Raw genomic sequence first — 21,360 nt, forward strand, 5'->3', positions numbered from 1 at the left:
CATGACGCGCACGCACTGGGCCGCGATCACCGCGGTCGTGCTCGCGCTGCTGTTCGCCGGGGCCGCCACGGTGGCCTCCGCGGGCGGGGACACGTCCGCCGCGCGTACGCCCACGGGGGATTCGGCGGACGCCGGCTTCGCCCGGGACATGTCGGTCCACCATCAGCAGGCGGTGGAGATGTCGTTCATCGTCCGGGACCGGACGGAGGACGAGGAGGTGCGCAGGCTCGCGTACGACATCGCCAACACGCAGGCCAACCAGCGCGGCATGATGCTGGGCTGGCTCGACCTGTGGGAACTGCCCAAGGTCGTCGCCGGCCGCGAGCCGATGGAATGGATGCACCAGGGCACGGACGCCGCCTCGTCCAAAGACGGCTCCGCCCACGGCGGACACGGCTCGGGCCACGCCGCCGGCGCGGCGGCGGACGGCCGGCTGATGCCGGGCATGGCGACGAAGGACGAGCTGGAGCGGCTGGGCGGGCTCAGCGGCCGGCAGGCGGAGGTCTTCTACCTCCAGCTGATGATCAACCACCACAACGGCGGTGTGGCCATGGCCCAGGGCTGCGTGGACCTGTGCACCGTCGGCACGGAGCGCGATCTGGCGCAGGGCATGGTGGACGCGCAGCGCTCGGAGGTCGAGCTGATGGTCGGCCTGCTGAAGAAGCGCGGCGCCGAGCCGCTCGCCTGACCGTACGGAAGACCGCGGGCCCGGCCCCGTCACCGCGTGGTGACGGGGCCGGGCCCGCGTGCTCCGGGGCCGGGCCCGCGTGCTTCCGGGTCGGGGGCCGCAGCGGTCGCGTACGCCGAAAGGCGCAACCACAATGGGATGGCTCGGGGTCTTTCGGCATCCAGGAGGCACGTTCGATGACCACGGCCAAAGACATCATGCACGCGGGGGCCCAGTGGATTCCCGCGCACGAGACCCTCGACCGCGCCGCACAGATGATGCGCGAGATGAACGTGGGCGCTCTGCCCATCGCGGACGCCGACGAACGCCTCTGCGGCATCCTCACCGACCGTGACATCGTCGTGGGCTGTGTCGCCATGGGGCACGACCCGTCGAAGGTGACGGCGGGCGAGATGGCCAAGGGCACGCCGCGCTGGATCGACGCGGGCGCCGACGTCGAGGAGGTGCTGCGCGAGATGCAGGGCCACCAGATCCGCCGCCTGCCGGTGATCGAGAACAAGCGGCTGGTGGGCATGATCAGCGAGGCCGATCTGGCACAGCACCTCAACGAGGACCAGATCGCGGGCTGGGCGGAGCGCGTGTACGCGGCGACCGGACCTCGTTCGTAGCGGCCTGTCGGTGAGGCGCGCTCGTGCCGCACCGACGCCCCGGGCCCGTGCGTGCGCTGCGCGCCGCGGGTCCCGGCGGCCGGACGACTGCGCGGGGTGCGGTCCGGCGGCCGGACGACCACCCGCACCCGCGGCCCCTCGCCGCGGGGTGCGGGTGGTTGTCGGTACGGGGCCTGCCGGCACGAGCCGCTCGCCCCGTCCCGAGACATCGCGTCAGAAAGACGATTACACTGAGCCGCGTGCCTCAACTACGCATCGCTCTGAACCAGATCGACTCGACCGTCGGCGACATCGCCGGCAACGCCGAGGCCATCGTCCACTGGACCCGGCACGCCGCCGAGCAGGGGGCGCACCTCGTCGCGTTCCCCGAGATGGTGCTCACCGGGTACCCCGTCGAGGACCTGGCCCTGCGCTCGTCCTTCGTCGAGGCGTCCCGCGCCGCGCTGCGGGCGCTCGCCTCGCGGCTCGCCGCCGAGGGGTTCGGGGACCTGCCGGTCGTCGTCGGCTACCTGGACCGCTCCGACACGGCCCAGCCCAGGTACGGCCAGCCCGCCGGCGCTCCGCGCAACGCCGGCGCCGTGCTGCACGGCGGCGAGGTGGTGCTGACCTTCGCCAAGCACCATCTGCCCAACTACGGCGTCTTCGACGAGTTCCGGTACTTCGTGCCGGGCGACACCATGCCGGTCGTCCGCGTCCACGGCGTCGACGTCGCGCTCGCGATCTGCGAGGACCTGTGGCAGGACGGCGGCCGCGTGCCGGCGGCCCGCAGTGCGAAGGCCGGCCTCCTGGTCTCGATCAACGCCTCGCCGTACGAGCGCGAGAAGGACGACACCCGCCTGGAGCTGGTGCGCAAGCGCGCCCAGGAGGCCGGCTGCACCATCGCGTACCTGGCGATGATCGGCGGGCAGGACGAGCTCGTCTTCGACGGCGACTCCATCGTCGTGGGCGCCGACGGCGAAGTGATCGCCCGTGCCCCGCAGTTCGCCGAGGGCTGCGTCGTACTGGACCTGGACCTGCCCGCGGCCGCCGCCGACGCGCCCACCGGTGTCGTGGACGACGGCCTGACCGTCGACCGCGTCGTGCTGTCCGAGGAGCCGCTGCCCGCGTACGAGGCCGAGCTCACCGGCGGGTACGCCGACCGGCTCGACGACGACGAGGAGGTGTACTCCGCGCTGGTCGTCGGCCTGCGCGCGTACGCCGCCAAGAACGGCTTCCGGTCCGTCCTCGTCGGTCTCTCCGGCGGCATCGACTCCGCCCTCGTCGCGGCCATCGCGTGCGACGCCCTCGGCGCGCAGAACGTGTACGGCGTCTCGATGCCGTCCAGGTACAGCTCCGACCACTCCAAGGGCGACGCCGCCGAGCTGGCGCGCCGGACCGGGCTGAACTTCCGGACCGTGCCGATCGAGCCGATGTTCGACGCATACATGGGCTCGCTGGGGCTCACCGGGCTGGCCGAGGAGAACCTCCAGTCGCGGCTGCGCGGGACGATGCTGATGGCCCTGTCCAACCAGGAGGGCCACATCGTGCTCGCGCCGGGCAACAAGTCCGAGCTGGCGGTGGGCTATTCGACGCTGTACGGCGACTCGGTCGGGGCGTACGGGCCGATCAAGGACGTCTACAAGACGTCCGTCTTCCGGCTCGCGCAGTGGCGCAACCGCGCCGCCGCGGAGCGCGGCCAGACCCCGCCGATCCCGGAGGCGTCGATCACCAAGCCGCCGAGCGCCGAACTGCGCCCGGGCCAGGTGGACACCGACTCGCTGCCCGACTACGACCTGCTGGACCGCCTCCTGGAGCTGTACGTCGACCGCGACCAGGGCAAGGACGCGATCGTCGCGGCCGGCTTCGACGAGGAGCTGGTGACGAAGACGCTGCGGCTGGTGGACACGGCGGAGTACAAGCGGCGCCAGTACCCGCCGGGCACCAAGATCTCGGCCAAGGGCTTCGGCAAGGACCGGCGGCTGCCGATCACGAACCGGTGGCGCGAGACGACGAGCTGACCGGCTCCGGTGTACGGGGGCTTCCTGCGGCGATCACGCGGGAGGCCCGCTTTCCGTCGCGGTCGAGCAGTCCGGCCGCGGCGGCGATCGCGAGACCCACGACGGCCAGGACGGCGCCGACGAAGGCCGGCGACGTCCAGCCCCAGCCGGCCGCGACGGCCGCGCCGCCGAGCCAGGCGCCGCCCGCGTTGGCAAGGTTGAACGCCGAGTGGTTGGAGGCCGAGGCGAGCGTCGGGGCGTCCTGCGCCTTGCGCATCACCAGCATCTGCAGCGGGGTGGTGGTCAGGAAGCCGACCGCGCCGAGGACAACGACGGCCGTGAGCGCGAGCCACGTGGTGTGCACGGTGAAGGGGAAGGCGACCAGGACGAGGGCGAGCGCGGCGAGGGAGCCGTACAGGGTCGGGCGCAGCGCCCGGTCGGTGAGCGGCCCCGCGACGAGCGCGCCCAGTGTCATGCCGATGCCGAACAGGGCGAGCACGAGTGTGACGGACGCCTCCGCGAGGCCCATGGCCTCGGTGGTCATCGAGGCCAGGTACGCGTACACGGCGAAGACGCCGGCGAACCCGAAGACGGCGGTCAGCAGGCCGAGGACGACCTGCCTGTCGCCGAGTGCGCGCAGCTCCCGGCCGACGCTCTGGTGGGCGTCGAGCGGCATGTGCGGGACGAGCCGGGCGAGGGCGGCCATCGCGAGGAGGCCGATGGCGGTGACGACGAGGAACGTGGCGCGCCAGCCGAGGTGCTGGCCCAGTGCGGTGGCGGCGGGGACGCCGACGACGTTGGCGACGGTCAGTCCGAGGAACATCGTGGCGACGGCGCGGGCCTGCCGGTTCTCACGGACCAGCCGGGCTGCGACGACGGCGCCGACGCCGAAGAACGCGCCGTGCGGCAGCCCGGCGAGGACGCGGCCCGCGAGGAGGGTACCGAAGCCGGGGGCGAGCGCGGAGGCGAGGTTCCCGAGGGTGAAGAGCGCCATGAGCAGCAGGAGCATCCGCTTGCGGGGCACGCGGGAGCCGAGGGCGGTCAGGAGCGGGGCACCGATGACGACGCCGAGGGCGTAGGCGGAGACGAGGTGGCCGGCTGTGGGGACGGAGGTGCCGAGGTCGTCGGCGACGTTGGGCAGGAGGCCCATCATGACGAATTCGGTGGTTCCGATGCCGAAGGCGGATACGGCGAGGGCGAGTAGCGCCAAGGGCATGAGGGGAGAGCCTTTCCGAGTAAGTTCGTTCTCGGAACAAATGGTCTCAGATGTTTTGTTCCCGGCGGTGAACGGTGGGTTGCGCGAGGTTTTCCTCCCCCACCCGCCTCTTCCCGCAACCGGGGCAGGCCCCGGACCCCGTACCGCGACGCCCTGCGAGCCGTGAGCGGACCCGGGTCCCCCGCGGGCGCTTGAGGCGCGGAGGGCGCCCGGGCGGACATCGCCAGGCCGGCGGGGCCGGGGTCGGAGGCCGGTGCTGGACCGGGGACGCAGCCCCCAGACCGCCCGGCTGGGCCGTGTCGGCCCCGGGGCGCAGCCCCGACAGGGCCGCCAATCCAGCCCCGCCGGCGCTTGAGGCGCGGGGTTCGGGGCGGGACAAGACGCCCGGCAGGGCCGCGCCGGCGCTCGAAGCGGGGAGATCGGGGCGGAGCCCCGGAGAGCCATCCGCCCAGGCGGGCACCCGGCCCCTTGGGCGCAGCCCCGACAGGGCCGCCCCACTCCAGCCCCGCCGGCGCTTGAGGCGCGGGGTTCGGGGCGGAGCCCCGACGAGACCGCACGCCCAGGCCGGTGCCGGGTCCGGGGCGGAGTCCCGGGTCAGGGAAGGGGCGGGGTGGGGAACGTCACAGACTGACGCGGGCCGCGATCGGCAAGTGGTCGCTGGCCGTCCTCGGCAGGGTCCACGACGACACCGGCTCCACCCCCCGCACCATGATCTGGTCGATCCGCGCCATCGGAAGCGCCGCCGGCCAGCTGAAGCCGAAGCCGTCCCCCGCCGCCCCCTGCGTCGAGCGCATCTGCGACGTGACCGCGTTCAGGGAGCGGTCGTTCATCGTGCCGTTGAGGTCGCCGAGCAGCACCACACGGTCGAGGCCCTCCCGCGCGATCGCCTCCCCCAGCGCGTCCGCGCTGTTGTCCCGCTGGTTGGCCGTGAAGCCCGCGTTCATCTTCACGCGCACCGACGGCAGGTGCGCCACGTACACGGCCACCTCGCCGCCCGGCGCCGCCACCGTCGCGCGCATCGCGCGGGTCCAGCCCAGCCGGATGTCCACCGGCGCCGCACCCGAGAGCGGGTACTTGCTCCACAGCCCGACCGTGCCCTCGACCGCGTGGTACCTGTACGTCTTCGCCAGCGCCTTCTCGTACGCCGCCACCTGTCCGCCCGGCAGCTCCTGCAACGCGAGCACCTCCGCGCCCGAGGCCGCGACGTCCAGGGCGGTGGCGGCCGGGTCGGGGTTGCCGGCGTTCACGTTGTGCGTGGCGACCGTCAGATCGCCGCCGCTCGCCGACGACTTGCCCGTGAGCAGGCCGCCGAACAGGTTGAGCCAGACCACGAGCGGCAGGAGCAGCGCGATCAGCGCCGTGGCCGAGCGGCGCACCAGCGCGCCGAGGAGGATCAGCGGCACGAACAGGCCGAGCCAGGGCAGGAACGTCTCGGTGAGGCTGCCGAGGTTGCCGATCCGGTTGGGGATCTGCGCGTGCAGGATCATCAGGAACGCCACCAGTACGGCGATCAGCGCGAGCAGGATGCCCCGCCGCCAGATGCCCCGGTCGCCGCGCCAGCGCTCGCTCCGGAAGCGGGATCCGGATGGCCGCGTCCCCACCGTGCCGTTCCCCGTCTCCGCCGTGTACGCCTGCGCCATAGAAGCTGTCCTCACTGCCTTGCTGTCACACCGGTGGTCGCGCCGCGCCGCTCCCCCGGGCCTCGGGCCCCTTTCCTCGAAGGACCCTAGGCCGTCGGGCAGTCCGGGGTCCCGCGGGCCCCCTCGGCACCCTAGGGGATGACCGGTGGTCACTCCGCCGTCCGCGGACGGCCCTACTGCGACGATGACGACAGGTCCGCATCCGGGGTTCCTGGTATCGGCCCAGGTGGGGCGGCTGTGACAGAACGCGCACATTCACACGCCGCGTTCAGCCGGGCGGCCGCACTCCGCGCAGCACGGTGTCCACGATCCGCTCGGCGCTGCCCGGTCCGGGCGTCGACTCGGGCCGCAGCACGGTGCGTACGAGCATGGGGCCCACGAACATGTCGCCGAGCAGGTCGAAGTCGACGTCGCCGCGTATCTCCCCGCTCTCGACGCCGCGCCGCAGGACGGCGTCCATGCGCTCGCGGCGGGGAGTGACGGCGATGCGGTGATACATCTCCCAGAGCCGGGGATAGCTCTGCATCTGCGCGAAGACGTTGTGCAGGAGGGCGGAGGAGCGCTTGGCGAGGCCGCGCCGGCGCAGCATCTCGACGAGGGCCACGAGGTCGTCGCGTACGGAGGTGCCGGGAAGGGGCGGGTCCACGGGCTCCATGGAGCGGACGACGTCGACGAGGAGGGACTCCTTGCCCTCCCAGCGGCGGTAGATGGTGGCCTTGCCGACCCCGGCGGTGCGGGCGATGCGCTCGATGGAGAGGTCGGAGATGGCCACGCCCTCTTCGAGGAGGCGGACGACGGCGTCGATGATGGACCGCTCGACGGCCTCGCTGCGGGGCCGCCCGCGACGGGCAGGCGGCCCGGCGGGCTGGTGGGTGTGCGCCTGGGCGCCCGGCTTCCCCGCGTCCGGCCCGTGCGCGCCGGAGCCCGGCACCCGGGCGTCCGGTCCGCGCGCGTGTGCCCCGGAGCCGGACCCGCGTGCGTCCCCTCCGTGGGCATGCGCGCCGGGGCCGGACCCGCGCGCGTCCGACCCCCGCCCGTCCCGCCCGTGCGTGCCGTGCTGCTGACCGGGGGGCACCGTCCCTCCGCCTCTCGCCGCCATCCGGCCATTCTCCCGCAGGCTCTTCACGCTGCTCACTCCCCCGGTGGCTCGGTCCTCACCGGCACCTGCTCGGGCTCGGGCTCCTCCGCCCGTGGCCCGACCCGGCCGGGCAGGAACAACGCCACCACCACCGCGCCGATCACCGCCACGACCGCCGACCCGAGCGCCGTCAGGTGCATCGCGCTCAGGAACGCCTCGTGCGCCGGGGCCGTCAGCGCCTCGCCCGCGGGGCCCAGGCGCTGCGCCGCGGCGAGCGTCGACTCGACCGACTCGCCCGCCGCCTCCCGCGCCCCCGCCGACAGGCCGGTCAGGTGGGGCTCGATCTCGCCCCGGTAGCGCGCGGACAGCGCCGAGCCGAGCACAGCGACGCCCAGGGCGCCGCCCACCTGCCGGAACGTGTTGTTGATCGCCGAGCCCGATCCGGCCTTCTCCCTCGGCAGCGTCTGCATCACGGCCACCGTCACCGGCGTCATGACGTGCGCCATGCCCGTGCCCTGGACGAAGAAGACGGCCTCGAGCACCCACAGCGGCGTCGACGCGTCGAAGAACCCGAACGAGCCGAGTCCCACCGCGACCATCAGCATGCCCACCGCGCACACGCCACGTGCGCCGTAGCGGTCCACGACCAGGCGGGCCCGCGGGGCGAACACCACCTGCGTCACCGCCAGCGGCACCATCAGCATCCCGGCCTCCAGCGCGCTGTGGCCCCGCACGCTCTGCAGGTAGAACGCGGAGATGAAGGTCACGCCCATGAGCGCGAAGAAGCCCAGGGCGCCCGCGGCGATGGAGGCGGCGAACGCCGGCCTGCCGAAGTACGACATGTCGATCGCCGGGTGGTCGCTCCGCTTCTCGTGCAGCACGAAGCCGGCCAGCACCACCACGCCGGCCAGGAGAGGGAGGACCACGGAGGGCGCGGTGAAGTCGGCGAGCTCGCCGCCGTGGATGATGCCGGACACCAGCAGGACGAGGCCGATGATGGACAGGACGACGCCGAGCGGGTCCATACGACCCGGATCCGGGTCCTTGGACTCGGGGACCAGCAGGACCATCGCCACCAGGGCGATGATCACGACCGGCACGTTGACCAGGAAGATCGAGCCCCACCAGAAGTGCTCCAGCAGCAGTCCTCCGGTGATCGGGCCGATCGCGACGGCGACGCCGACGCTGCCGGTCCAGATGCCGATCGCCTTGGGCTGTTCGTCGCGCTCGAAGACGTTCATCAGGACGGCGAGCGTGGCCGGCATGACGAAGGCCGAGCCGAGGCCCATCATGGCCCGGTAGGCGATCAGCTCGACGGGAGAGGCGGAGAACGCGGCGAGCGCCGACCCCACGCCGAAGACGGTGATGCCGAAGAGCAGCACCTTCTTGCGGCCGATGCGGTCGCCGAGCAGTCCCGCCGTGAAGAGCAGCCCGGCGAACACGAGCGTGTACGCGTTGATCGCCCACTCCAGCTGCCCCTGGGTGGCGCCGAGGCCGGTGGGCGGGGGCGCGGCGATCGTCCGCACCGCCACGTTCAGGATCGAGTTGTCCAGTACCACGATCAGCAGGCTGAGCATCAGGACGGCGAGGGTCGCCCAGCGTCTGCGGTGGACGGCCTCGGATACGCGGGGCGCCGTGGCGGCCCCGGGGGGGCTGGTCATGGAGCCAGCCTAACCATTTTGATACGACACCGTCTCGTATAGAAACTCCGCGACACGGGTCCTCTTCCGTCCGGGCGGCACGTAGTGCCACCATGGAGGCGGTCCGGGGACGCCGTCAGGGCGCCTCGAGATGACACCAAGGAGCCGGATCAGCCATGACGCTTCAGGCTGCGCAGACCCAGCCCGCCGCCCGCCCCTCCGACAGCAAGGCGCTCTACGGCGGCTCGCAGAGGCGGCGCATCACCGTCCACGACATCACCGCCGCCAAGGAGCGCGGCGAGAAGTGGGCCATGCTCACCGCGTACGACGCGATGACCGCGTCCGTCTTCGACGAGGCCGGCATCCCGGTCATGCTCGTCGGTGACTCGATGGGCAACTGTCACCTCGGTTACGAGACCACCGTCCCCGTGACGATGGACGAGATGACGCTGCTCTCCGCCGCCGTCGTCCGGGGCACCAAGCGCGCCCTGATCGTCGGCGACCTGCCGTTCGGCTCGTACCAGGAGGGCCCGGTCCAGGCCCTGCGCAACGCGACCCGGCTCGTCAAGGAAGCGGGCGTGGGCGCGGTCAAGCTGGAGGGCGGCGAGCGCTCGCTCGCACAGACCGAGCTGATCGTCGAGTCCGGCATCCCGGTCGTCTCCCACCTGGGTCTGACCCCGCAGTCCGTGCACACCATGGGCTACCGCGTGCAGGGCCGCGGCGACGAGGCCGCCCACCGGCTGATCCGCGACGCCAAGGCGGCGCAGGACGCGGGCGCGTTCGCCGTCGTGCTGGAACTGGTGCCTGCCGAGCTCGCCGCCGAGGTCACCCGCTCCCTGCACATCCCGACCGTCGGCATCGGCGCCGGACCGGACACGGACGCGCAGGTCCTCGTGTGGACCGACATGGCGGGCCTGACGGGCGGCAAGGTGCCGCGCTTCACCAAGCAGTACGCGGACCTGCGCCGCATCCTGGGCGACGCGGCGAAGGCGTTCGCCGAGGACGTCCAGGGCGGGGCGTTCCCCGCCGAGGAGCACACCTTCCACTGACCACTGCCGGTACGGACGACAGCCCGCCGATCTTCCCCCGTCGGCGGGCTGTCGGCATGTCCGGGTGAGGCTGCGGCAGGGGCCTTCGGCGTAAGGTGGAAAGTGGTCTCGGGGGTATGCCGTAAAGCCGCCAGGAGGCGGATGACCATGGCCGGAATTGTGAGCAGGACGTTCGACAAGGCCGACGAGACACGGGAATTCACCGAGGGCAAGGGACGGCTCGACCTCCTCGAGACGGACCAGGGGCCGGTCGGCCGGGCGGTCTTCGAGCCGGGGTGGCGCTGGTCCACCCACGTCAAGCCCCTCGCCGGGACGGACAGTTGCATGGCGTCCCATGTGGGATACGTCGTCAGCGGCCGGATGAAGATCACCATGGACGACGGCGAGACGACCGACGTCGAACCGGGCCAGTTCGTCACCATCGCACCCGGGCACGACGCCTATGTCGTCGGCGACGAGCCGTGCGTCATGCTCGACTGGGTCGGCTTCGGGGATTACGCGAAGTCCGGCGCCTGACCTGCGCGAACACCGGCCGTCGGCGGTGTGCCGGCCATGTGTCGGCTTTCTGTCGGCGGTCTGTCGGTGCGCCCCGCCACGGTGGACCGCATGACACGCACCGACAAGAACGCCGTCGAGGTCCGGGGCCTCGTGAAGCACTACGGCGAGACGAAGGCGCTGGACGGGGTGGACCTCGACGTCCGCGAGGGCACAGTCCTCGCCGTCCTCGGAGCCAACGGCGCCGGCAAGACCACCTCGTGCGCTGCCTGTCGACCCTGATCGTCCCCGACGCCGGGCGGGCGACCGTCGCGGGCTACGACGTCGTATCCAGTCACGGCAGCTGCGCCGCACCATCGGCCTCACCGGCCAGTACGCCTCCGTGGACGAGAAGCTGTCCGGCTGGGAGAACCTGTACATGATCGGGCGGCTGCTGCCGCGCCGGGAGGCGCGCCGGCGGGCCGACGAGATGCTGGAGCGCTTCTCGCTCACCGAGGCCGCCGGGCGGGCCGCGGCGACCTACTCGGGCGGCATGCGCCGCCGGCTCGACCTCGCCGCCTCGACCTCGCCGCCTCGATGATCAACCGGCCGGCCGTGCTGTACCTGGACGAGCCGACGCCCGGCCTCGACCCGCGCACTCGCAACGAAGTGTGGGACGAGGTACGGCACATGGTCGCCGAGGGGGCGACCGTTCGCCCGCCGCGGGAGCGGCGGGGGTGAGCAACTCCCCGTACAGGGCGAGAAGTTCGGCACCGCGGTCCGCGCCGAGCCGGTCCGCCAGTTCCTTGCGCACCTCCTCGTACGCGGCGAGCGCCTGCGCCGCCCGTCCCGTGTCGCGCAGGGCGCGGATCCGCAGGGCCTGGAGCGGCTCGTCCAGCGGGTGCGCCCCGCACAGGGCGGCCACTCCGGCAGGTCGTCGTCGGCGCGGCCGAGGGCGAGCGCGGCGGCCAGCCGCGTACGGCGGGCCTCCAGCCGCCTTGCCTCCCAGCGCGCCTCGGCGGCCGTACGGTCGGGCAGGTCCGCCAGCACGGGCCCGCGCCACAGCGCGAGCGCCTCGTCGAGGAGCGCGGCCGCCCCGGCCGCGTCCCCGTCCGCGAGCGCCTGTGCGCCCTCCCCCGTCAGCCGGTCGAAGCGGTGCAGGTCCACGGCGTCGGGGTCGGCGCACAGCCGGTAGCCGCCGTCGGCCGAGGCGATCACCTCGTGCCCGACGGCCCGGCGCAGCCGGCCGACGAGGGCCTGTACGGCGCCGTGCGCGTCGGCCGGCGGGTCTTCGTCCCACACCTCGTCGACCAGTACGGCGACGGGGACCGTGCGCCCGGAGCGCTGGGCGAGCACGGTCAGCAGGGCGCGCAGCCGCGCCCCGCCGAGCGCGACCGGGGTGCCGTCGGCGCGGACGGCCTGGGTGGTGCCGAGGAGACAGAAGCGCACCGGGTCATTGTCCCCGGTGGGGTCGAGCGCATCCCGCGGGCCGGGAGCGGGCAGGAACCGGGGAGGCCCCCGGCGACGTTGTCCCCCGTGTCACCGGTACGGTCTACTCCGCACCGCCGTCCCCGTCCCACGGTCCCGCACGCCCGCGTCCCAGGAGCCGCCCCCATGACCACCGCTGCCAGGCGCCACAGCGACCGCAGGATCAGTCCCGTGTTCATCGGGATCGCCGCGGTGACGGCGGTGACGGGCTGGGCCGTGTGGACGGACTTCGCGGCCAGCCCCGGCCTCGCGGTCTTCCTGTTCGTGGTCTCGGCGTGGATCGTCTCCCTGTGCCTGCACGAGTACGCGCACGCCCGCACCGCGCTGCACGGCGGTGACATATCGGTCGGCGCGAAGGGCTATCTGACGCTCAATCCGCTGAAGTACACGCACGCCCTGCTGAGCATCGTGCTGCCCGTCGTCTTCGTGATCATGGGCGGCATCGGCCTGCCCGGCGGCGCCGTCTTCATCGAGATGCACCGTATCCGGCAGCGCTGGAAGCACAGCCTGGTCTCCGCGGCGGGCCCGCTGACGAACGTGCTGTTCGCCGCCGTGTGCACGGCGCCGTTCTGGCTGGGCGCCCTCGACGGGGTTCCCCTGCCCTTCCGGCTCGCCCTGGCGTTCCTCGCGATGCTCCAGGTCACCGCCGCGATCCTGAACTTCCTGCCGGTGCCCGGCCTCGACGGCTACGGGGTGATCGAGCCCTGGCTGTCGTACAAGGTGCGCCGCCAGGTGGAGCCGTTCGCGCCGTTCGGCCTGCTCGCCGTCTTCGTGATCCTGTGGATCCCCGAGGTCAACGGCGTGTTCTTCGACGCGATATACGGCGTCATGGACGCGCTCGGCGTGCAGCGGATCGAGATCTACTGCGGCCGGGACCTGTTCACCTTCTGGGACGGCGAGAACGACTTCTGCGTCGCCGGCTGACAGACGTCGCGCGGGCGCCGGGGGCGTCAGACGGAAGGGGCGTCGGCCCCACGCTGCGCCCTCGCGCGGCGGATGTAGTACCAGGCCATGTTCGACGACAGGCCGGCGAGCAGCACCCAGACGATCCCGAGCCACATGCCCTGCGTGAAGGACAGCACCGCCGCGGCGACGGAGAGCGCGCAGACGACGAGGGAGTAGAGGGCGAGGCGGGGCATGGGGTGCGGCTCCTGTCGGGTCCTTCGGAGGGGGTGAGTCCCTCCAGTGTCCCCCATGCCCCGCGGCTCCCGGACGCCGGTCGCGTCCCGGACGCCGGTCGCGTCCGGGACCCGGGTCGCGGCGCCGGTCACACGTCGGTGACGCGCAGCCCCGCGTGTGCCTTGTAGCGGCGGTTCACCGAGATCAGGTTGGCGACGAGCGACTCGACCTGGTGCGCGTTGCGCAGCCGGCCGGCGAACACTCCGCGCATCCCGGGGATGCGGGCGGCGAGCGCCTGGACCATGTCGGTGTCCGCGCGGGACTCGCCGAGCACCATCACGTCGGTGTCGATCTCGTCGATCGACTCGTCCTGGAGCAGCACGGCCGACAGGTGGTGGAAGGCCGCGGTCACCCGCGAGTCCGGCAGCAGCGCGGCGGCCTGCTCGGCGGCGCTGCCCTCCTCCGGCTTCAGCGCGTACGCGCCCTTCTTGTCGAAGCCGAGCGGGTTGACGCAGTCGACGACGAGCTTGCCCACGAGCTCCTTCTGCAGCGTCTCCAGCGTCTTGGCGTGGCCGTCCCACGGCACGGCCACGATCACGATGTCGCTGCGCCGGGCGCACTCGGCGTTGTCGGCTCCTTCGACGCCGAGGCCGAGCTCCGCCGCGGCGGCCTCGGCGCGCTCGGCGGACCGCGAGCCGATGATCACGCGCTGGCCCGCCTTGGCCAGCCGGTAGGCGAGCCCGCGGCCCTGGTCGCCGGTGCCGCCGAGGACACCCACGACGAGGCCGGAGACGTCGGGGAGGTCCCAGGGGTCCTTGGCGGGGGCCTTCGGCGCGGCGCCCGTGCTGTCATTCGAAGTCATGGCCCGACCTTACTTCCTGGTACGCGGCTCCCGAACGGGTGAGCCGGGACCGACTCCGCCCCCGGCCGCGGGTCCGTGGTGCAGGATGCGGCTCCATGGATGCCGTACGCGTCGCGCTGCTGCGCGAAGTCCTCGCCGGGACCGAGTGGCCGGCCGCGACCCGGCACTTCGCCGCGGTGCTGCGCACGTCCGTGGTGCAGCGGGGCGGCGGGCTGCTGCTGGTGGGCACGCGGGAGTACGAACCGTGGCACCTGGCCGCGCATCTGGTGGACGAGGCGGCCTGGTCGGGTCTTCCGGAGCTGGAGCCGACGCTCGTACGCCACCGGGTGCGCCCCGGCGACCCGGTTCATCTGACCGTCGGGCTCGGCAGGCTGGAGGCGGCCCGCCGGGGCGAGACGCTGCTGGTCGTGGCGCCCGAGCTGCCCGACGCGGGCCTGCTGGAGCGGGTGCACGACGCCCGGCGGGCCGGTGCGACGGTGCTCGCCCTGGACGGCGGCGAGCCGGAGGTGCAGGGCCTGGCGCACGAGGCGCTGACGGTCCCGGCTGCGGGGTCGCAGGACACGACCGCCGAGATCGACATGGACATGGTGCAGCACCTGGTGAGCGCGGCGGCCGGGGAGAACGGCGGCCCCGTACGGCGGGGGCGTCTGCGTTTCCGCGACCGGCTCTCGCGGCTGGCGGACCAGCTGACGGAGCCGCCGCCGGCGCGCTGGTAGCGCGGCGGGACGGGGCGTCCGTGCGGAGGTGATTCGGTTGCCCCGCGCATCAGGAAGGGGCGGGGAGAACCCCCCGCGCAGCGGCCCCGCCCCCGCCCCCTACTCGCCCTCCGGGCGCGACGCCCCGTCGTGCCAGCGCGGGTCGTTCTCCCACTCCAGGTTCCGTTCCCGCGCCGTCTCCATCGCGTGCTCCGCCTCCGCGCGGGTCGTGTACGGCCCGAAGCGGTCCTTCGCCGGGCACTCCGGGCCTTCCTCGACCTTCTTGTGCTGCAGGCAGTAGTACCATTCGCCCGGTTTGCCCACTGTGCGCTTCTTGAACAGGGCCATCGTCGGCTCCTTCCTCCAGGGCCATGCTGCCCCATGGGCCTGGCCCTACGCCCGGCGGCGGGCAGGACGCCCCCGGTTAGACTCGCGACATGTCTGGCCAGTCGCTGCTCGTTCCCGGGGTGCTCTCCCCCACCCGTTCCGTCCCCGCCTCCATCGCCCGTCCCGAGTACGTCGGAAAGCCCGCGCCGACCCCGTACACCGGACCGGAGGTCCAGGACTCCGACACCATCGAGCGGATGCGCATCGCGGGGCGCATCGCCGCGCAGGCGATGGAAGAGGCCGCCAAGCACATCGCGCCCGGCGTGACGACGGACGAACTCGACCGTGTCGCGCACGAGTTCATGTGCGACCACGGCGCCTACCCGTCCACGCTCGGCTACCGCGGCTTCCCCAAGTCGCTGTGCTCCTCGGTCAACGAGGTGATCTGCCACGGGATTCCGGACTCCACCGTCCTGCGCGACGGCGACATCGTGAACCTGGACGTGACCGCCTACATCAACGGCGTGCACGGCGACAACAACGCCACCTACCTGTGCGGTGACGTCGACGAGGAGTCGCGGCTGCTGGTGGAGCGGACGCGGGAGTCGCTCAACCGCGCCATCAAGGCGGTCAAGCCGGGCCGGCAGATCAACGTCATCGGCCGGGTCATCGAGTCGTACGCGAAGCGCTTCGGCTACGGCGTGGTGCGCGACTTCACCGGCCACGGCATCAACTCGTCGTTCCACTCCGGTCTGATCATCCCGCACTACGACGCGGCGCACGCGACCACGGTCATCCAGCCGGGCATGACGTTCACCATCGAGCCGATGCTGACGCTGGGGACGTACGAGTACGACATGTGGGCGGACGGCTGGACGGTCGTCACGAAGGACCGCAAGCGCACGGCGCAGTTCGAGCACACACTGGTGGTGACGGAAACCGGCGCGGAGATTCTCACGTTGCCGTGAACCGACAGGCGGGTAGCGTTTTTACCGACAGGACGTCGGGAACAGGTTGACTCAGACGAACCTGAGCAGCCCTTCGGCCCTGGAGGCACGCCGTGGACGCAACCGGCACACCCTTTTCGACGCTCATCCGCGTCGCCTCGCACGAGCAGCACACCCGGGTCGGGACCTCCTCGTTCATGAGCGGTCTGCTGGGCGGCAGGCTCGGGGTCGCGGCGTACGCGCGCTACACCGAGCAGCTGTGGTTCGTCTACCGGGCGCTGGAGGACGCGGCCGGGACGCTGCGGGACGATCCCGTCGCGGGCCCCTTCGTCCGGCCCGAGCTGATGCGCGCGCCGGAGCTGGAGCGCGATCTCGCGCATCTGCGGGGTCCCGGCTGGCGCTCGGGCGTGCGCGCGCTGCCGGCGACCGCCGCGTACGCCGCGCGGATCGCCGAGTGCGCCCGCGACTGGCCCGCCGGGTACGTCGCCCACCACTACACCCGCTACATGGGGGACCTGTCGGGCGGGCAGGTCGTCCGTGACCGGGCGGAGAAGACGTGGGGCTTCGCGCACAAGGGCGACGGCGTGCGGTTCTACGTCTTCGAGGGAGTTCCCAACCCGGCGGCGTTCAAGCGGACCTACCGCGCGCTGCTGGACGCGGTCGACGCGGACGACCTGGAGAAACAGCGGATCGTGGACGAGTGCAGGCGGGCGTACGACCACAACAGCGCCGTGTTCCGCGAGCTCGACGCGGAGTTCCCACTCAGCGCGTGATGGCCCCGGGTCCCGGACCCCGGGGGCACGGTCAGGGCATCGTCACCGCGTGCGGAAGGCGGGACCGCTCGACGCGCCGCACAGGCGCGATACGGCCCACGCTCCCGCGCGCCGGCTGCGCCTGGGACGCGGGCCGTGCGAGGCGCACGCGACCGCCGATCTCGACGATGCCGTCCGGTCCCGGCGCGGTCAGGATCTGCGAGCCCCTGCCCTGGGTGATGTTCAGCGCCCGGCCCAGCCGGTCGGTGAGCAACAGGGCCGCCGCGCCGGTCGCCTCGTCCTCCACGAGGGTGTGGTCGCGCCGCCTGCCCGGGCCGTGGTTCACCAGGGCAGGGGCCGTTGACGGTTGCTCCCGGTGGTCGGTTTCCTCGGGGCGTGACCGCGGAAAGGCCCGCGCCCGCACCCGTCCGGCCGCCTCGTCCTCCCACGCCCAGGCGTAGAGCCGGCCCTCTCCGGGCGGCGGCGCCGGCAGGGCGTCGACCTCGGCGGCGGACGCGTACGGCACGAGCTGCCACGGCGGCGCCCACTCGGCACGGGCGGTGATCCAGGTGAACTCGCCGTCGTGGCGCGCCCACACCTCGCCGGCCGGCGGGCGGACCGCGTCGAGGTCCAGCAGCCAGGCCGTGCCGACGAGCGGGTGACCGGCGAACGGCAGCCGCAGACCCGGCGTGTAGATGTCGACGACGCCACGCTCCTCGTCGTCGACGAAGACGGTCTCGCTGTAGCCGAGTTCCGCGGCGAGCGCCTGCCGGGACACCTGGTCCGGGTAGCGGCGCGCGTCGCGGACGACGCCGAGGGCGTTGCCGAACCGGCCGTCGCCGGCGCAGAAGACCTGGAGGACGTCGATGACGTCGGACACGTCGCGTTGGTTCACGCGGGCATTCAAGCATCCGCGGCCGGCGAAGTTCTTCACCTGGACGGGCGGGATCCTCCTCGTCGTCGTCGAGACATCAGCACCACGATCCGGCCGGAAGCTCGTACGGGACGCTGCTGAAGGGCCTGTTCACCGTCCAGCCGGACCCGGCCGTCCTCCAGGTCACGGTGTGGGTGCTGTATCCGGTCCCGGCGCTCGGCCTGTTCCCGGCCCCGGTAGGGTTCGGACGGTCAGTGCGGGGCGAGGAGCAGAAGGCAACCGATGAGAAGGCTGGGTCGGGCGGCGACGGGGCTCGCGGCGACAGTGGTGCTGTCCCTGACGGCGAGCGCGTGCGTGACAATTCACGGGGAGCTGGAAGTCGTCCCGTCGGCGACGGAGGCTGAGGCCGCGAAGGCGCTCGCCGACTTCACCGCGGCGTACAACAAGGCGGACAAGGCGTACGACCCCGCCCTCGACGCGGAGCACGTCACCGGCGCGCTCGGCGCCATCAACCAGGCGGGCCTGAAGGCCCGGCAGGTCAACTTCCCCGACGGCAACCCGCAGCACGTCCCGCTGGAGCTCGCGGACGCCACGTACGTCATCCCGAAGAAGGCGGGCTGGCCACGCTGGTTCGTCGCGGACACGGACTCCAACCGCGACCGGGACGACGGCGGCGTCCAGGACAACCGCTGGCTCGTCGTCTTCGTGAAGGGCGGGGTCCAGGACACGTGGAAGGCCGCGTACCTGGCGATCATGTCGCCGAAGCAGATCCCGGCCTTCAAGCGGGATGAGGACGGCCACGCGGAGCCGGTCGCGCCGGACGACGCCGCGCTCGCGGTCGCGCCGCGCAACCTCAGCGAGGACTACGCCTCGTACCTGCAGAACGGCACGCCGGAGCACTTCAAGGCGGGCCCGCACACGTCGGGCTGGCGCGAGACGCGCAAGAAGAACGCGTCCGTGCTGGGCATGTCCACCCAGTACATCGACCAGCCGCTGGACACCGGCGCCTTCGCGCCGCTGGGGCTCGTCACCCAGGACGGTGGCGCGCTGGTGTTCTTCTCGGTGAAGAACTTCGAGCGTCAGACCGCCGCCAAGGGCGTGCGGCTGAAGGTCATCCCGGATGTGAAGGCGCTGCTCACGGGCGAGGTGAAGTCCACGATCACCAAGGAGCGGGTCTCCAGCCAGGTGGTCACGGTGCCCGTGGGCAGCGGCGGCGGACAGCCGGACATACTGGGCAGGCTGACCGGCCTGACGGCGGCCAAGGGCTCGTAGGGGACCACGCGGTGCGGCGTACCGCCGGCGTGTCCGGCGGTACGAACACGAGGCGCCCGCGCCAGGGGACCGTGCACGGCCCGTTGGCCGCGGGCGCGTGGCACTCGGGCCAACGGGCCGTGCCCACAGGGGAGTCGGGCGCGCGCAAGGACGCGCCCGTATGCGCTCGGCGCGAAAGGCCGACGCCCGGGGTCAGCGTCCCATCGGCCAGGCGGCCTCGTGGTGGCCGGCGTACTCGTCCTCGCCCGCCGCGTACCGCGCGCACGCGTCCGTCAGCGTCTCCAGGAGGGTCAGCGGGTCGGGCAGCGGATGCTCCACGCCGCGCACCCAGACCACTTCGGTCTCGCCCGGCAGGCGGGCGGGCGGCACCAGCACGTAACTGCCGCGGCAGTGCCAGCGCAGGCCCGGGTGCTCGTCCATCGTCTCGGGATGGCAGTCCAGCTCGCAGGGCCACCACTCGTCCTCGTCCTCCGGCGTGCCGCGCGTCGCCGTGAAGAACAGCATCCGGCCCCGCTCGCCGGCGCCGCCGGACTCGGCCACGGGACCGACGTCCACGCCCTGCGCCAACAGCCGCTCCAGAGCACTGCGACCGGCATCCGACGGAACGTCCAGGACGTCGTGGACCATGCCGGTCGCGGTGATGAAGTTGGCCTCGGGCTGGTTGCGGGCCCAGCGCTCGATCTGTTGCCGGTCGGTGGTGGACTGCGTCTGCCAGGCGAAGGACACGGGATGCGTGGCCGGGATGGGACAGCCGATGCGCTCGCAGGAACAGCTGGGACCCACGGGATACGCGGCGGGCGCGAGCGGCAGTCCGGCAGCAGCGGTGGCCAGGAGCAGGGCCTCGCGCTGCGAGCCCTCCGCCTCCGTGTTCCCGGTGCGGCGGCGCAACCACTGGGCCAGCCTGCTCTCCCGGGACGTCCTGCCCTCCGTGCCGCGGAAGCGGCCGATACCGTCGCCCATCTATCCCCTCACACCTCACGCTCGCCCCATGCGGACAATGCCATGGTCCCACCATCCTGCGCTGCCGGTGGCCACTGTCCCCAACCGGGGTGCCTGCTCATGTGTTCCCGGCGCGCGCCGGGCGCGCCGGTGCGGGGCCCCGGCGCACGGCGGCGCAGGGGTGCTTCGGGGGTACGACCGTTCCGGGGGTGCGTGCTTCAGGGGCGCGGCGCGAGGCCGTTGACGGCGTAGTCGACGAGCGCGTCGGCGTAGTCGTGGGTGAGCGGCAGGGTCCGCAGCAGCCAGCGGTGCGCGAGGGGGCCGGTGAACAGCTCCAGGGCGATGCGCAGGTCGATGCCCCGCCGCACCTGGCCCGCGTCCTGGGCGGCGCGCAGCCGGGTGACGTACAGCTGGAGCTGCGGTTCGAGGAGCTTCTCCACGAACTGGGCGCCGACCTCGGGGTTCACCACGCCTTCGGCGGTGAGGGCGCGGGCGGGGGCGTCGTAGGCGGGGCTGTTCATCTCGTCCACGGTGGCGCGCAGCACCAGGCGCAGGTCGGCCTCGACGTCACCGGTGTCGGGGATCTCGTACTCGCCCCCTCCCGCCTCCTCGGCGGCCTGCTCGGCCAGGTCGAGGAACGCCTCCAGCAGGACGGCGGCCTTGGAGGGCCACCAGCGGTAGATGGTCTGCTTGCCCACTCCCGCGCGGGCGGCGATGCCCTCGATGGTCGTCTTCCCGTAGCCCGCCTCGCCGACGAGGGCGAGCGCGGCCTCGTAGATCGCGCGGCGGGAGCGCTCGCTGCGGCGGGAGGAGTCGGGTGTCCTGGCCTCGGTCATGCCGTCAACCTACCAACCGGGAAGACGAGACGTCTCGGCTAGGTCTGCGCCGGTGCATGCCGCCGGAGCGGCCGCCGAACCACCCCTCCGGAGCGGCCGCCGAACCACCCCTTCGGCAGCGGGCGGCGGGCCCGCCCAGACCGCACCATGGCTCCACGCACAACCGTGCGCCCCCGCCGCCGTGAGGAGCCCGCATTGCCTCGTGACGCCTCGCCACGCCGTTACCTGATGTGCCCACCCGCGCACTTCGATGTGACGTACTCCATCAACCCGTGGATGGACCCCACCAAGCCGGTGGACCGGCCGCTGGCGCGGCTCCAGTGGGAGAGCCTGCGCGACCGCTACGTTTCGCTCGGCCATCGCGTCGACATCCTTCCGGCCCGGCCCGGACTGCCGGACATGGTCTACGCGGCGAACGGCGCGACCGTCGTCGACGGCCGCGTGCTCGGCGCCCGTTTCGCCCATGCCGAGCGGGCCGCCGAGGCCGCGCACCACCTGGACTGGTTCCGGGCGAACGGCTGGACCGATGTCCACGAGCCCCGGCACGTCAACGAGGGCGAGGGCGATTTCGCCGTCACCGCCTCCTGGGTCCTGGCCGGGCGCGGCTTCCGGTCCAGTCCGCTGTCGCACGCCGAGGCCCAGGAGGTCTTCGGCCGGCCCGTCATCGGGCTCGACCTCGTCGATCCGCGCCACTACCACCTGGACACCGCGCTCGCCGTCCTCGACGACAGGACCGACGAGATCATGTACTGGCCGGGCGCGTTCTCGCCCGGCAGCCGCGCGGTGCTCGCCCGGCTGTTCCCCGACGCTCTCGTCGCCGACGGGAGCGACGCGGCGGCCCTCGGCCTGAACGCGGTGAGCGACGGCCTCCACGTGCTGC

General features: G+C 72.8%; 21 protein-coding genes and 2 pseudogenes. 12 read left to right on the forward strand and 11 right to left on the reverse strand.

Going from position 1 to position 21,360, the window contains the following annotated elements; genetic code table 11:
- Position 1 precedes the first annotated feature (1 nt).
- The 3 genes from ACWD0A_RS30060 (at position 2) to ACWD0A_RS30070 (ending at position 3,293) form a co-directional block, all read left to right on the forward strand.
- Positions 2-688: a DUF305 domain-containing protein gene (locus ACWD0A_RS30060; protein ID WP_451303175.1), complete on the forward strand. Its 687-nt coding sequence runs from the start codon at positions 2-4 to the stop codon at positions 686-688.
- A gap of 176 nt (positions 689-864) precedes the next feature.
- Positions 865-1,296, forward strand: a complete 432-nt coding sequence (locus ACWD0A_RS30065; protein ID WP_307715813.1) for a CBS domain-containing protein — start codon at positions 865-867, stop codon at positions 1,294-1,296.
- A gap of 239 nt (positions 1,297-1,535) precedes the next feature.
- Positions 1,536-3,293: an NAD+ synthase gene (locus tag ACWD0A_RS30070; RefSeq protein WP_451303177.1), complete on the forward strand. Its 1,758-nt coding sequence runs from the start codon at positions 1,536-1,538 to the stop codon at positions 3,291-3,293.
- Here ACWD0A_RS30070 and ACWD0A_RS30075 read toward each other — a convergent pair.
- The 4 genes from ACWD0A_RS30075 to ACWD0A_RS30090 all read right to left on the reverse strand — a co-directional run bounded on the left by ACWD0A_RS30075 (position 3,262) and on the right by ACWD0A_RS30090 (position 8,867).
- On the reverse strand, positions 3,262-4,488 hold the full coding sequence (locus ACWD0A_RS30075) for an MFS transporter (protein WP_451303179.1): 1,227 nt from the start codon (positions 4,486-4,488) through the stop codon (positions 3,262-3,264). The two genes, ACWD0A_RS30070 and ACWD0A_RS30075, sit on opposite strands and share 32 nt — an antisense overlap.
- Before the next feature lie 620 nt (positions 4,489-5,108).
- Positions 5,109-6,128, reverse strand: coding sequence for an endonuclease/exonuclease/phosphatase family protein (locus tag ACWD0A_RS30080; protein ID WP_451303181.1), 1,020 nt, complete (start codon positions 6,126-6,128; stop codon positions 5,109-5,111).
- A 268-nt stretch (positions 6,129-6,396) separates the two neighbouring features.
- Positions 6,397-7,059, reverse strand: a complete 663-nt coding sequence (locus ACWD0A_RS30085) for a TetR/AcrR family transcriptional regulator (protein ID WP_451303183.1) — start codon at positions 7,057-7,059, stop codon at positions 6,397-6,399.
- 200 nt (positions 7,060-7,259) lie between these two features.
- Positions 7,260-8,867 carry an MFS transporter gene (locus ACWD0A_RS30090; protein WP_451303185.1) on the reverse strand — a complete coding sequence of 536 codons (1,608 nt, stop codon included), beginning with the start codon at positions 8,865-8,867 and terminating at the stop codon, positions 7,260-7,262.
- Between the two features lie 155 nt (positions 8,868-9,022).
- Here ACWD0A_RS30090 and panB point away from each other — a divergent pair, with 155 nt between their 5' ends.
- From panB to ACWD0A_RS30105, 3 genes and pseudogenes are all read left to right on the forward strand, one after another.
- Positions 9,023-9,895 carry a 3-methyl-2-oxobutanoate hydroxymethyltransferase gene (gene panB, locus ACWD0A_RS30095; protein ID WP_451303187.1) on the forward strand — a complete coding sequence of 291 codons (873 nt, stop codon included), beginning with the start codon at positions 9,023-9,025 and terminating at the stop codon, positions 9,893-9,895.
- A gap of 147 nt (positions 9,896-10,042) precedes the next feature.
- The gene (locus ACWD0A_RS30100) at positions 10,043-10,411 is read left to right on the forward strand and encodes a cupin domain-containing protein (protein WP_451303189.1); all 369 of its coding nucleotides are present in this window, start codon (positions 10,043-10,045) and stop codon (positions 10,409-10,411) included.
- Between the two features lie 90 nt (positions 10,412-10,501).
- Positions 10,502-11,083, forward strand: a pseudogene (locus ACWD0A_RS30105) (ATP-binding cassette domain-containing protein); the annotation flags it as partial.
- Here the strand turns inward: ACWD0A_RS30105 and ACWD0A_RS30110 are convergent.
- Positions 11,043-11,818 (reverse strand): annotated as a pseudogene (locus ACWD0A_RS30110) (AfsR/SARP family transcriptional regulator); the annotation flags it as partial. The pseudogenes ACWD0A_RS30105 and ACWD0A_RS30110 overlap by 41 nt on opposite strands.
- Before the next feature lie 165 nt (positions 11,819-11,983).
- Between ACWD0A_RS30110 and ACWD0A_RS30115 the strand changes: the two are divergent.
- A complete protein-coding gene (locus ACWD0A_RS30115) occupies positions 11,984-12,781 on the forward strand; it encodes a site-2 protease family protein (RefSeq protein WP_451303191.1) in 798 nt (265 codons plus the stop codon).
- 26 nt (positions 12,782-12,807) lie between these two features.
- Here the strand turns inward: ACWD0A_RS30115 and ACWD0A_RS30120 are convergent, their stop codons facing one another.
- Positions 12,808-12,996 carry a hypothetical protein gene (locus ACWD0A_RS30120; RefSeq protein ID WP_177150116.1) on the reverse strand — a complete coding sequence of 63 codons (189 nt, stop codon included), beginning with the start codon at positions 12,994-12,996 and terminating at the stop codon, positions 12,808-12,810.
- 128 nt (positions 12,997-13,124) lie between these two features.
- On the reverse strand, positions 13,125-13,838 hold the full coding sequence (gene npdG / locus ACWD0A_RS30125; RefSeq protein WP_451303193.1) for an NADPH-dependent F420 reductase: 714 nt from the start codon (positions 13,836-13,838) through the stop codon (positions 13,125-13,127).
- Positions 13,839-13,933: 95 nt separating this feature from the next.
- Here npdG and ACWD0A_RS30130 point away from each other — a divergent pair, with 95 nt between their 5' ends.
- Positions 13,934-14,554 (forward strand): hypothetical protein, encoded by a 621-nt coding sequence (locus ACWD0A_RS30130; protein WP_451303195.1) that lies wholly within the window; start codon positions 13,934-13,936, stop codon positions 14,552-14,554.
- Positions 14,555-14,653: 99 nt separating this feature from the next.
- Here the strand turns inward: ACWD0A_RS30130 and ACWD0A_RS30135 are convergent, their stop codons facing one another.
- Positions 14,654-14,881: a hypothetical protein gene (locus ACWD0A_RS30135; RefSeq protein ID WP_307715799.1), complete on the reverse strand. Its 228-nt coding sequence runs from the start codon at positions 14,879-14,881 to the stop codon at positions 14,654-14,656.
- A gap of 89 nt (positions 14,882-14,970) precedes the next feature.
- Between ACWD0A_RS30135 and map the strand changes: the two genes are divergently transcribed.
- On the forward strand, positions 14,971-15,828 hold the full coding sequence (gene map / locus ACWD0A_RS30140; protein ID WP_307715798.1) for a type I methionyl aminopeptidase: 858 nt from the start codon (positions 14,971-14,973) through the stop codon (positions 15,826-15,828).
- Positions 15,829-15,920: 92 nt separating this feature from the next.
- A complete protein-coding gene (locus ACWD0A_RS30145) occupies positions 15,921-16,580 on the forward strand; it encodes a biliverdin-producing heme oxygenase (protein ID WP_451303198.1) in 660 nt (219 codons plus the stop codon).
- A gap of 31 nt (positions 16,581-16,611) precedes the next feature.
- Here the strand turns inward: ACWD0A_RS30145 and ACWD0A_RS30150 are convergent, their stop codons facing one another.
- Complete coding sequence (locus ACWD0A_RS30150) at positions 16,612-17,454, reverse strand: PhzF family phenazine biosynthesis protein (RefSeq protein ID WP_451303200.1); 843 nt, start codon at positions 17,452-17,454, stop codon at positions 16,612-16,614.
- Positions 17,455-17,715: 261 nt separating this feature from the next.
- Here ACWD0A_RS30150 and ACWD0A_RS30155 point away from each other — a divergent pair, with 261 nt between their 5' ends.
- Positions 17,716-18,705 (forward strand): hypothetical protein, encoded by a 990-nt coding sequence (locus tag ACWD0A_RS30155; protein ID WP_451303202.1) that lies wholly within the window; start codon positions 17,716-17,718, stop codon positions 18,703-18,705.
- Between the two features lie 192 nt (positions 18,706-18,897).
- Here ACWD0A_RS30155 and ACWD0A_RS30160 read toward each other — a convergent pair whose 3' ends face one another.
- Positions 18,898-19,665 carry a bifunctional DNA primase/polymerase gene (locus ACWD0A_RS30160; RefSeq protein WP_451303204.1) on the reverse strand — a complete coding sequence of 256 codons (768 nt, stop codon included), beginning with the start codon at positions 19,663-19,665 and terminating at the stop codon, positions 18,898-18,900.
- Positions 19,666-19,862: 197 nt separating this feature from the next.
- Positions 19,863-20,480: a TetR/AcrR family transcriptional regulator gene (locus ACWD0A_RS30165; RefSeq protein WP_177150107.1), complete on the reverse strand. Its 618-nt coding sequence runs from the start codon at positions 20,478-20,480 to the stop codon at positions 19,863-19,865.
- A gap of 195 nt (positions 20,481-20,675) precedes the next feature.
- On the opposite strand from ACWD0A_RS30165, the gene ddaH reads away from it, so the two are divergent.
- Positions 20,676-21,360 (forward strand): dimethylargininase (ddaH, locus tag ACWD0A_RS30170; RefSeq protein WP_451303206.1); only part of this gene is annotated, 685 nt, incomplete at its 3' end.

This window comes from Streptomyces sp. NPDC002867, assembly GCF_053591895.1.